This is a genomic window from Lentzea sp. NPDC006480 (assembly GCF_040611995.1).
Lineage (GTDB): Bacteria > Actinomycetota > Actinomycetes > Mycobacteriales > Pseudonocardiaceae > Lentzea.
Genome location: NZ_JBEXPJ010000233.1, coordinates 1 through 11887, shown reverse-complemented (window position 1 = coordinate 11887; position 11887 = coordinate 1). Strand labels below are relative to the sequence as shown.

Here is an 11887-nt window from a genome sequence, read left to right as displayed (position 1 = left end):
ATGAGCTCCGCGTAGCCGTCGCCGACGACGAAGGCCTGGCGGATGCGGCGGCCCTCGTCGGTGCGGATCGGGATGTTCTGCAGGTCGGGAAAGGCCTCCTTCCCGAACCCGAGGGGCCACGACGAGGAGCCGCAGAGCTCGTCGGCGTCATCAGCACCCTCACCGAACCACCGGTGCTCGTGATCGACGGCCTGGACGAGGCGCGCGGCGAGTCGTTCTCGATCGCCTCGTCGCTGCTGACCAAGCTCGCGAACTACGCCGTGGTGATCGTCTCGACCAGGCAGGCCCACCGGGTCGCGGGTGGCGCGCCCCTGCTGACCGAGCTGTCGCCGGTCGAGACCCTCAACCTCGACGAAGCGGACAACGAGACCGACGTCCGCGAATACGTGCTGGCACGGCTCGGGCCGAAAGCACCGCAGTCCACTGTGGACCAGCTGGCGAAGCTGCCGTTCCTGACCGCGTGGATGATCACCGACCAGGTGCTGGCCGACGGCGGCCCGGAAATCACAGCTGACCTGAAGATCTCACTCGACGCCGCATTCGACCGTGAGCTCGCGAAGGTGCCGGAAGCCCGTGCGCTGCTGACGGCGCTGACGTGGAGCTACGGCGCGGGATTCCCTGAGGAGGAGTGGCGGGCGGTCGCGGAAGCGTTGTCCGGCGAGCAGTTCAGCCGGGACGACATCACCGCCGTGCTCACCGAACTGGGCCGTCACATCGTGCAGGACGGCGAGGAGGGCACGGCCGTCTTCAAGCTGACGCACCAGACGTTCGCCGACCACCTGCGGCCGCCGTTCGCGCCGAGCAAGGACGCCGTGTTCGCCCCAGGTGCGGACAAGGTGGCGTGCGCGCTCATCGAGCTGTACCGGCAGCGCCTGGAAGCCGGTGTGCCGCCGGACGCGCCGGGCTACCTGTGGAAGTACGCGTGGCGGCACTGCGGACACGCGGGCGCGCAGGCCCTGAAGGGGTTGCGCGAGCTGGCGCAGATGAACGCCCTGCTGATCCCGGACATCGCCCTGGCCGCGACCACGGCGGCGAACGAGCTGACGCACTGGGGCCGCGGCGACGAGGCGTTCGACCCGCTGGAGGAGGCCGCCGCCGACTTCCGCACGCTGGTGCCGACGATCCGGATGTACCTGGCGGACTTGGCTTACGTGCTCAACAAGCTCGGCCGGCGGTACCGGGAAGCCGGACGGCTGCAGCAGGCCGTCGGGCCCGCGGAGGAAGCGGTCGTGCGGTACCGCGAGCTCGTCGCGTCGACACCGACGACTGCGGAAACCCTGACGCACAAACGACTTGCGCAACGCATCGCGAAGACGACGACGCACGGCGGCGACAACCCGACCTACGCGGCACACCTCAGCGGCGCGTTGGTCGACCTGAGCGAGGTCTACGCGATGCTCGGCCGTAGGCATGCGGCGCTGTCCACGGCGCGTGACGCGGTGGCGGCCGTGGACCCCAACGCGACCCGTGGCCACCGCACGGACTCCGCGCCTCGCGACACCTCTGCCTCCTCCGACTCCGATGCCCCACTCGCCAAAGCCATTTCCTCCCTGGCCGCCCGATGCAGCGAAACCGGCCGGCGCTACGAAGCCATGCAACGCTCCAAGCAGGCCGTCGAGCTGTACTACTCCCTCGCTCAGACGAACCCGGTTTTCCTCGCCGACCTCGTCAGCACGTTGGTCGAACTGGCCCGCGACTACCTCGCGCTGAGCAGGTTGTCCGAGGCCGACCGCATCACCCAGCAGGCGTCCGAGATCAGCGATGCGCTCGGCCGCCACGCCGCGTTCCGGCCGCAGCTCGCCGACGCCGCGCTGAGCCTGAGCGTCGCCTACAGCATGATCAACAAGAAGGACGAGGCCCTCACCGCCGCACACCAGGCCGCGAACCTGGCGGAGGGATCGAGGATTCACGCCCAGGCTCTGCACAACCTCGTGCGCCGCCAGCGCGACGCCGGCAAGCCCCGCGAAGCCCTGGAGACCGGGCTGCGAACGGTGGACGTGTGCCTGGAGAACACCGACCGGCTCTCCACCCTCGCCGGGGCGTTGTTCACGCTCGACACCATCTGCGCCGGCCTCAACCGGCCCGAGACCGTCGACGAGACCTGGGACCGCGTCACCGCGCGGTTCACCGGCGCGCACCTCGCCACGCTGCTGATGCTGCGGGCGGCGGCGACGAGAGCGGGCGACCCGGCGGCGGCGAAGTGGCTGTGCCAGGCGCTGACCCACGTCGGCCAGTCCCGGCAGGCGATCCACGACGTGCACGACATCGCCCGCCGCCACTACGACAGCGGCCCGTGGCCGTGGGACACCTCGCCGGACTGGCTGACCGTCGACCGCGAACTGCTCGCCACGGCCCGCAAGTGGGTGTTCGCGCGCTCGTACGTCGAGGAACGCGCCGTGCTCCTGGACCACCCCGAACTGCTGTCGACGGACGCGGACGTGGCGGTCACCGAGGCTCTGTACGGGACGAGCCTGACCGAGGCCCAGGTCATCCAGTCGCGCCGCACGACCGCGCAGCAGCAGGGCGTTCAGCACGCGTACCGGCCGTGGCTGCTGGCGAGCCTCGCGGACGAGTTCGTCGACGCCACGCCCGCCCGCCGCCGCGAGCTGCTCGCGACGCGCCGGGAAGAGCTGCTGGACAAGGAAGTCCTGAAGAACGTCCGCGACAACCGGCCGGTACACGCGTTGCTGCTGCTGGCCGACGAGGACTCCGACGTGCTCGACCTGGTGCTGGACGCGTTGGAAAGCCCGGACCGCACGACGGAAATCCTGCGCGGGCTCGCCGCGGGCGCGACACCGCAGGCGCTCACCCAGGCCGTGACCGCGTTGGAGCCCCACGCGTTGGCCGCGCTGTACAAGGTCGTCGCACGCGCCCGAGCCGGTGACGCACGACTGGCGTTGCCGCCCGAGGAGCAGCGCCTGGCGTGGATCCACGAGCTGACGTTCCTGGTGCCCGCGAACCTCAAGCTGCTCACCCTCATCCGCAAGCTCGCCGAAGAATCCTGATGAGCGGAGTCCTGATGAGTGATCTGGTCGTCGTCCTGCCCGGCATTCTCGGCAGCACGCTCAAGGACAAGGACGGCATGGTCTGGGAGGTGTCCGGCCGGGCCGCGCTGAAAGCCGTGTTCACGCTGGGCCGCAGCCTGCACCGGCTGAAGCTGCCCGCGGGCATCGGCGACGAGCACCCTCAGGACGGCATCGAGCCGGTCGCGTTGATGAGCGACCTGCACGTCATCCCGGGCATCTGGACGCCGCTCAAGGGCTACGACCGGGTGGCCAAGCGGCTCAACTCCCTCGGCTACACCGTGGAGAAGGGCAACCTGCTGCTCTTCGCCTACGACTGGCGGCTGTCGAACCGCTACAACGGCGCGTTGCTCGCTCGCAGGGTCGACGAGATGCTCGACAGGCTCGGCCCGGACGCCAAGGTCAGCTTCGTGTGCCACTCGATGGGCGGACTGGTCGCGCGGTGGTGCATCGAGCAGTGCGGGATGGCCGAGCGCACCGGCAAGCTGATCACGATGGGCACGCCGTACCGCGGGGCGGCCTCGGCGTTGGAACAGCTGGTCAACGGCGTGCGCAAGGGTCTCGGGCCGCTCGCGATCGACCTGACCGACTTCGCCCGCTCCCTGCCCTCACTGCACCAGCTGCTGCCGGAGTACGCGTGCATTCAGAGCGCAACGGGCCTGGTCAGGACGACCGAGACGACGTTGCCCGAGCTGGACACCAAGATGGTCGCGGACGCGATGGCGTTCCACGGCGCGTTGACCGACTCGTTCGCCGATCAGACCTACGCGATCCTCGGCGGCAAGCAGCCCACGGCCACGACCGCGCACATCGCCGACGGCAAGGTGACCTGCTACCGCGACTACGAGGGCGAGGAGTTGTACGGCGACGCGACCGTGCCGATGGTCGGGGCCGCGCGCAAGGGACTGACGCTCTCGTCGAACACGCTGCACCGGGTCGTCGAGCAGCACACGTCGTTGCAGGACAACTCGGCCGTGCTGGACATGGTCGAGTCCTTCCTGACCTCGAAGACGATCATCCCGAAGAACGTGACGGCGACGGAACCGCAGGTCATCGTGCCCGACCTGGCGCTGGCGGGTGAGGACCTGGAGGTCACGGTCGAGCTGAAGGACACGACCGCGCGTGCGTTGAAGGTGGCCTTGCTCGACGAGAACGGCAAACAGGTCGAATCGCGCAGTCCGGCGATCTCCGAGAGTATGACGATCAAATTCGACCGAATGACTCCGGGCGCCTACTACGTGCAGGTCAGCGGCATCTCGGTGGGCGCTCCGGTCGTCCCGGTGACGTCGGCCGTCCTGGTCATGGATTGCCCCGAGGTCTGACCGGGAGGACGATGTTCCCCTGTCGCGAGGAGGCGAGATGACCACGATCAAGCCGACGCCGGTCGTGCCACATCCGGGGGCTGCCCGCGCCCGGCCGAAGGGCTCGTACTTCCTCTCGCTCTTCAAGACCACAGATCCCAAGCAGATCGGGATCATGTACCTGACCACGTCGTTCGCGTTCTTCATGATCGGCGGCGTGATGGCGCTGCTCATGCGCGGCGAGCTGGCGCGGCCTGGCCTGCAGTTCCTGTCGAACGAGCAGTACAACCAGCTGTTCACCATGCACGGCACGATCATGCTGCTGCTGTACGCGACGCCGATCCTGTTCGGGTTCGCGAACTACATCCTGCCGCTGCAGATCGGCTCGCCGGACGTCGCGTTCCCGCGCCTGAACGCCTTCTCGTACTGGCTGTACCTGTTCGGCGGCATCACCGTGGTCGCCGGGTTCATCACGCCGGGCGGCGCGGCGGACTTCGGCTGGTTCGCCTACACGCCGCTGTCGAGCGCGATGCACTCGCCGGGCGTCGGCGCCGACATGTGGATCATGGGCCTGGCGGTGTCCGGTCTGGGCACGATCCTCGGCGCGGTCAACATGACCACGACCGTCATCACGCTGCGCGCGCCGGGCATGACGATGTTCCGGATGCCCGTCTTCACCTGGAACATCCTGGTGACGTCCATCCTGATCCTGCTGGCGTTCCCGATCCTCACCGCGGCCCTGATGGGTCTGGCGGCGGACCGGCACCTCGGGGCGCACGTGTTCGACCCGGCCAACGGTGGCGTGATCCTGTGGCAGCACCTGTTCTGGTTCTTCGGGCATCCCGAGGTGTACATCGTCGCCCTGCCGTTCTTCGGGATCGTGACCGAGATCTTCCCGGTGTTCAGCCGCAAACCGCTGTTCGGTTACAAGGGCCTGGTGTTCGCGACGCTGGCGATCGCGATGCTGTCCGTGGCGGTGTGGGCGCACCACATGTACGCCACCGGTGCCGTGCTGCTGCCGTTCTTCTCGCTGATGACGTTCCTGATCGCCGTGCCGACGGGCATCAAGTTCTTCAACTGGATCGGCACGATGTGGCGCGGCCAGCTGTCGTTCGAGACGCCGATGCTGTTCAGCGTCGGGTTCCTGGTGACATTCCTCTTCGGCGGCCTGACGGGCATCCTGCTCGCCGCGCCCGCCGTCGACTTCCACGTGTCCGACACGTACTTCGTGGTGGCGCACTTCCACTACGTGCTGTTCGGCACGATCGTGTTCGCCACCTACGCCGGCATCTACTTCTGGTTCCCGAAGATGACCGGGCGGATGCTCAACGAACCGCTGGGCAAGCTGCACTTCTGGACGACGTTCCTGGGCTTCCACGGCACGTTCCTGGTGCAGCACTGGCTGGGCAACGAGGGCATGCCGCGCCGCTACGCCGACTACCTCGCCACCGACGGCTTCACGACCCTGAACATGATCTCCACGATCAGCTCGTTCCTGCTCGGCCTGTCCGTGATTCCGTTCGTGTTCAACGTGTTCAGGTCCTACCGCTACGGTGACCCGGCCCCGCAGGACGACCCGTGGGGCTACGGCAACTCGCTGGAGTGGGCCACGACGTCTCCCCCGCCGCGGCACAACTTCAAGGAGCTGCCTCGGATCCGCTCCGAGCGGCCGGCGTTCGAGCTGCACTACCCGCACATGGTGGAGCGGATGCGCGACGAGGCGCACTTCTCCTTGACGCATCCCGGAAAGCACCGCGCCGGGCCGGACCCGGCGACCGAGAAGGCGCTGGCGTCAACGGATCGGGAGATCGACACCTAAGAGCACCCGCATGGTGCTGGTGAGGACGCGGATCGGTGGCGCGCCCTCGACGAACCGCTGCACGCCCAGGCCGATGCCGAGGCTGAGCAGGGCCCGCGCCACGTCCTCGGTGGGCATGACGGGTGTGAGGCCCAGTTCCTCGGTCTGCTGGTCGATGAGGGCTTTCAGGGCGTCCGCGACACTCGCGTCCCTGCGTGCCAGCTCGGCGCGCAGCTCCGGGTCCTTGCGCGCCTGGAGGGCGAACTCGACCTCGAACTGGGTGCGCGGGGCGTCGCCGATCATGGTCTCGGCGTAGGCCTCGAAGGCTTCCAGCCGGTCCTCGATCGTCGTGCCCTGGGTGAAGACCCTGACGATCTCGGTGATGCGCTCGGCGTAGAGGGCGTCGAGGACGACCAGGCAGAGCTCGTCCTTGCTGCCGAAGTTCGAGTACACCGCGCCCTTGGAGAAGCCGGCCGCGTCGGCGACCTTCTCCAGCGAGGTCGCGTGGTAGCCGTCGCGCAGGAACAACCGTTGCGCCGTCTCGGTCAGCGACGTCCTGGTGCGGGCCTGGCTCTCCGCGCGGGTCAACCGTGCCATGCCTGGAAGCATACGTTGACATGCTCATGGAATCTAAATACCGTCGGTATCCGTGGACGTACTGGTGATCGGAGCGGGACCAGCTGGTATCGGCGCGGCCATCCGGCTGCGCGAACTCGGGTTTGACGCGCACGTCATCGAGAAGGCTTCCGCGCTGGGCGGGACCTGGCGGGACAACGTCTATCCGGGGTGCGCATGTGACATCCCGTCCGCGTTGTACTCGTACTCGTTCGCGCCTCGGCGGTGGAGCTCGGCGTTCTCGGGCCAGCAGGAGATCCTGGAGTACCTGACGGAGACGGCTGCCGCTCATGGCGTTGTGCCGCAGTACGACACCGAGATGCTGGACGCGGCCTGGGACGGGTCGCGGTGGCAGGTCCGGACGTCGTCGGGTCCGTTGACGGCGCGGGCTCTGGTGTCAGCGACCGGGCCGTGGCACGAGCCGAAGATTCCGCTGGACGCGTCGGTTTTCGAAGGCGAGATCTTCCATTCCGCACGGTGGCGGGACTTCTCCGGCCGGCGGGTGGCGGTGGTCGGCACCGGGGCGTCGGCTGTGCAGTTCGTGCCGCGGATCCAGCCTGCTGTTGATCAGCTGTACTTGTTCCAGCGCACGGCTCCCTGGGTGTTGCCGAAACCGTCTCTGAAGCTGCCTCGGTCGGTGGTGTTCGGGTTGCTGGAGCTGTTCAGCTACGGATTCCGGCATCCGTGGGTGATGAAAGTCGTGCAGCGGCTCGGGTTGCTGCATTTGCGAACGATCAAGGACCCGGCGTTGCGGGCCGCGTTGACGCCTGACTTCGTGCTGGGGTGCAAGCGGTTGCTGATGTCGAACACCTACTACCCCGCACTGGCTCAGCCGAACGTTTCCGTGGTGCCGCACGCGGTTCAGGGGTTCACGGCGGACGGGATCATCGGCGCGGACGGGGTGGAGCGGAAGGTCGACACGATCATCTTCGGCACCGGGTTCCACTTCAGCGACCCGCCGATCGCGTCCCGGGTGCGGGTCGGCGGCGTGTCGCTGGCTGAGGTGTGGCGTGGGAGTCCGCAGGCTTACCTGGGGACTTCGGTGCACGGGTTCCCGAACCTGTTCCTGTTGCTGGGGCCCAATCTCGGCACCGGGCACTCGTCGGCGTTCACGATCATCGAGACCCAGCTGCGGTACATCGCGTCGGCGTTGACTTCGTTGCGTTCTCTGGATTGGCCTGTTGCCGACGTGCGGGCTTCCGTGCAGGCGGCGTTCAACTCGTCGGTGCAGGCGGCGTTGCAGCGCACTGTCTACAACGCCGGCGGCTGCACCTCGTACTACCTCGACGCGAACGGGCGGAACTCGACGATGTGGCCGTGGTCGACGGTCCGGATGATGCGCCGGATCCGCTCGTTCGAGCCTGCGGACTACTCGATCTCCGCGGTCAGCGACGACCAGGTACCAACCCGGAGTCGATGACGGCCTTGCTCAGCGGCGCGGCCAGCTCGACGTAGCGCTGCTTCTCCTGGTCCGACAGCACGTCGTAGGCGGGTTCGTTCATGTGGTCGGTGGCGTCCTCGATGCTCGTGCGCAGCTCGCGCCCCTGCGGCGTGAGGAGTTGCTCGTCGTTGACCAGGCCGCGGCTCTGCAGGTCCTCGACCGTCTCCGCCCACTTCTCCTCGGGCCAGCCGCGCGTCTTGCGGAGCGTCTCCGCCGGGTAGTCGCCCTCTGCCGCGTGCAGCACCAACGCCTCGATGCCGGTGATGTTGTGCCTCAAGAGAGCGGCGAGGTGCCCGTCACCGCGGAACTCTCGGAGGAGTGTCTGCGCGTGCCACAGTTGCAGGTGCGTCTCGTCGGGCCACGGCAGGCTCGCGTGCGCGGCGAAGAGCGTGCGGCCGGGCAGCATTTCCTTCGCTCGCTCGGCGGCGCGTTTCGCCAGCTCGGTGATCTCCTTCAGGTCGTCCGGCAGGACTTTCCGGAGTGCTTCGTCCGCGGCTTCCAGCCGGAGCTTGAGCATCTGCTCGGGCGACACCGTGTCCCACGCCTGCGGGATGCGCGCGCGGATCAGCGCGGGGTTGAAGTTGTAGAAGGTCGAGATCACGACCTCGGCGCTGGCCCGCCCCAACGCCGCCGCCCGCGACGCGAAGTACCCGCCGGGCCGGTCGAGCCCCGCCTCGGTGTAGCGGCGCTCCGCCTCGGGGGCGAAGTAGATCATCGCGTGCACGGCTTCGAGGGAACGCCACAGAGACCTGATCATGTTTCCAACCTATGTCGTCACCGGACGTTCGTCAGGCCCCAAAATTGTCAGACCCCTCTGCCATCCTCGGTGACGTGGACCCGAACACCTTCTGGACCCTGATCGCCGATGCCCGCGCCCAGGTCACCGACCCGTCCGACAGCGACGCCGTGGCCGCCGCCGCTTCCGCCTTGCTGGCCACCCGCCCGCCGGCGGAGATCGTCGCGGCCCAACAGGTCCTGTGGGATCTCCTGGCGCTGTCCTACCGGAACCCGCTCTGGGCCGCCGCCTACCTGATCAACGGCGGCTGCTCGGACGACGGCTTCGACTACTTCCGCGGCTGGCTCGTCGTGCAGGGCCGCGAAGTCTTCGAGTCCGCGTTGTCCGACCCCGACTCACTCGCCTCCCTGCCCGCCGTGATCGCGGCCGCCGAGTCCGGCGAGGAGTTCGAGTGCGAGGCGACCCTGAACATTGCGTGGGACGCCTACCTGACCGCCACCGGCATGAAACTCCCGGAGGACGCCTTCACGATCCGGTACCCGGAGCTCGACCCGGACTGGGACTTCGACTTCGACGACAGCGCGGAGCTGTCCTCCCGCCTCCCGCGTCTGGCCGCCCTTTTCGACGTCTGATCGCGTGGTGGTGGCCCGGCGGACTGGGTGTCCGCCGGGCCGGTGTGGGGTGTTGTGGTTGGTGGGGTTGGTTAGATGGCGCCGAGGCTGCCCCAGTCGGACCAGGGGTTGGGGTCGTAGTAGTACTTGTGCCAGAGCTGGTTGTCGGTGCCGCGGGCGAACAGTTCGATGTGTCCGGCGTGCATGGACAGGGCGGAGGGGCTGCCGGTGAGGTTGCCGCCGAGGCTGCCCCAGTCCGACCAGGTGCCGCCGGCGTAGTAGTACTTGTGCCAGATGGCGTTGTCGGTGCCGCGGGCGAACAGCTCGAGGTGGCCGTTGTACATCGACACCGCGGCGGGTGAGCCCTGGGTGTTGCCGCCCAGCGAGGCCCAGCCGTTCCAGCCGTTGCCGTAGTACCAGGCGTGGATCACGTCACCGCCGGCGGCGCGGGCGAACAGCTCGATGTGGTTGTCGGTCATGGACACCGCCGCCGGTGCCCCGGTGATCTGCTGCCCACCCAGCGACGCCCAGCCGGACCAGTCGCCGCCGTACCACCAGGTGTGGATCACGTCACCGCCGGTGCCGCGGGCGAAGACCTCCAGATGCCCGTCACGCATGGACACCGCCGACGGTGCCGAGGCCAGCGTGCCGCCCAGCGACGCCCACCCCGACCACTGACCGCCCTCGTAGTACCAGCGGTGCAACAAGTCCCCGTTCACGCCGCGGGCGAACAACTCGACGTGACCATCCCGCATCGACACCGCCGACGGGGCACTGCCCACCACACCGTCCAACGCGACCCAGTCAGACCACGTCCCGCCATACCACCACTTGTGCCAGACCCGGCCATCCCCACCCCGAGCGAACATCTCCTGATGCCCGTCCCGCATCGACACCACCGACGGAGAACCATCAGCGCCGGACTGGTCCTCGAAGCGGTACAGGTCGTACGTCCGCATCAGGCCGATGACCTTGGACGCGTAGTCCGGGTCGGTGGCGTAGTTCTTGGCCACCTCGGTGATGAAACGGTCGGGCTCGTGCCGGTACGGCAGCGCGCCCGCGTAGTAGGAGCTGGTGGTGAGCAGCCGGCCGTAGTCGCGGAACGAGTCCTCCATCGTCCGGTACACGCGGAAGTACGCGGTCACGTCGTGGCACTGGGGCGTGCACTCCTGCGTCGTGTACGCGTGGCAGCTGATGGCGATCGGGCCGGGGTTCGACGGCGACGTGCACTTGAAGCCGAAGTAGTTGCGGTCGTTAGCGCTCAGCGTGCTGCGACCCCAGTTCGACTCCAGGATCGACTGGCCGACGGTGACCGAGGCGGGGATGTCGTACTCGTCCCGGACGCGCTGCGCGGCCGGCCCGGCCACGTTGACGAAGTCCTCCTGGAACCCTTGTGCACCCATCTCCCCCGACGCGGAGTAAGCGCTTTTCGCGTTGGCCTGCTGCCTGTTCCGGTCGATGACCGAGTCGTCGGCCGCAGCGCCCGCCGTCGAGGCGAACGCCGCGAGCAGCAGCGTGCCGAGTCCGAAGCTTGCTAAGCGGTGCAAGGTCGTTCTCATGTAATTCCTTCCCCCAGGTGGTTCCTGCGTGGGAAGAGTCGTCCACCCGTCTGCAAAGCAGCTGCAAGACGCTTGCAGCGAACTTGCAGACGATTAGGAGCGAGTGCCGTCAAGGTTCGTGGTGTTCCACATTCCACCTGGGGGAGGACCCAAGCGATGGGACTTCGAAGAGCCGTAATCATGTTGGCGCTGGGCGCGATGGCGTTGACGGGGACTGCGACGGGCCATGCCGCCGCGGACACCCCGACGCTGGTCACGAAGGCTGGCCACACCCCGCAGGGTGCGGAGAAGGCGTCGTTCTCGATCACCGCGAACGAGCCGATCACCCGCTCCGAGGTGCAGCGCCGCGCCCGCTCGTGGATCGACGCGCGAGTGCCGTACAGCCAGACCAGCTGGTACAACAACCAGTTCGGCAGCTACCGCCAGGACTGCTCGGGTTACGTGTCAATGGCCTGGGGCCTCGACAACAGCTACACCACGTGGACGCTGCCGCAGTTCATGGACACGATCGCCCGCTCCGACCTGCAGCTCGGCGACGCGTTGTGGAAGCACGACTCCTCGCAGCAGCACATCGCGCTGTTCATCCGCTGGAACGACGCGGCACGCACGCAGCCCGTCGTGTGGGAGGAGTACGACTTCGGCCAGGTTGCCGAGGAACGCGTGTGGAGCGCGTCCTACGCGAACACCTTCACCCCGAAGCGCTACAAGAACTGTGGGGTGACAAGAACATCGAGGGCGTCGTCGTCGAGGACAACCAGAGCCACAGCCGGCACGCGCTGCCGGTCCGCGCGCTGTTCGTGTTC

Annotated in this window: 9 protein-coding genes; 6 read left to right on the top strand and 3 right to left on the bottom strand. The window is 67.9% G+C overall.

The window, feature by feature from the left end; genetic code table 11:
- The 3 genes from ABZX92_RS42925 to ctaD form a co-directional block, all read left to right on the top strand.
- Positions 1–3005, top strand: a 3005-nt coding sequence (locus tag ABZX92_RS42925; RefSeq protein ID WP_355571451.1) for a tetratricopeptide repeat protein, incomplete at its 5' end; no start/stop codon positions are given.
- Between the two features lie 14 nt (positions 3006–3019).
- The gene (locus tag ABZX92_RS42920; protein ID WP_355571449.1) at positions 3020–4345 is read left to right on the top strand and encodes a hypothetical protein; all 1326 of its coding nucleotides are present in this window, start codon (positions 3020–3022) and stop codon (positions 4343–4345) included.
- Between the two features lie 37 nt (positions 4346–4382).
- Positions 4383–6143, top strand: coding sequence for a cytochrome c oxidase subunit I (gene ctaD / locus ABZX92_RS42915; RefSeq protein WP_355571447.1), 1761 nt, complete (start codon positions 4383–4385; stop codon positions 6141–6143).
- Here ctaD and ABZX92_RS42910 read toward each other — a convergent pair.
- Positions 6117–6719 (bottom strand): TetR/AcrR family transcriptional regulator, encoded by a 603-nt coding sequence (locus tag ABZX92_RS42910; RefSeq protein WP_355571446.1) that lies wholly within the window; start codon positions 6717–6719, stop codon positions 6117–6119. The genes ctaD and ABZX92_RS42910 overlap by 27 nt on opposite strands.
- Before the next feature lie 52 nt (positions 6720–6771).
- Here ABZX92_RS42910 and ABZX92_RS42905 point away from each other — a divergent pair, with 52 nt between their 5' ends.
- Positions 6772–8157 carry an NAD(P)/FAD-dependent oxidoreductase gene (locus ABZX92_RS42905; RefSeq protein WP_355571444.1) on the top strand — a complete coding sequence of 462 codons (1386 nt, stop codon included), beginning with the start codon at positions 6772–6774 and terminating at the stop codon, positions 8155–8157.
- Here ABZX92_RS42905 and ABZX92_RS42900 read toward each other — a convergent pair.
- On the bottom strand, positions 8123–8935 hold the full coding sequence (locus ABZX92_RS42900) for a hypothetical protein (RefSeq protein ID WP_355571442.1): 813 nt from the start codon (positions 8933–8935) through the stop codon (positions 8123–8125). The two genes, ABZX92_RS42905 and ABZX92_RS42900, sit on opposite strands and share 35 nt — an antisense overlap.
- Positions 8936–9009: 74 nt before the next feature.
- Here ABZX92_RS42900 and ABZX92_RS42895 point away from each other — a divergent pair, with 74 nt between their 5' ends.
- Positions 9010–9546 carry a DUF4240 domain-containing protein gene (locus tag ABZX92_RS42895; protein WP_355571440.1) on the top strand — a complete coding sequence of 179 codons (537 nt, stop codon included), beginning with the start codon at positions 9010–9012 and terminating at the stop codon, positions 9544–9546.
- A 71-nt stretch (positions 9547–9617) separates the two neighbouring features.
- Here the strand turns inward: ABZX92_RS42895 and ABZX92_RS42890 are convergent, their stop codons facing one another.
- Complete coding sequence (locus ABZX92_RS42890) at positions 9618–11084, bottom strand: glucosaminidase domain-containing protein (protein WP_355571438.1); 1467 nt, start codon at positions 11082–11084, stop codon at positions 9618–9620.
- A gap of 180 nt (positions 11085–11264) precedes the next feature.
- On the opposite strand from ABZX92_RS42890, the gene ABZX92_RS42885 reads away from it, so the two are divergent.
- The coding region (locus ABZX92_RS42885; protein ID WP_355571436.1) for a hypothetical protein at positions 11265–11887 on the top strand (623 nt) is incomplete at its 3' end.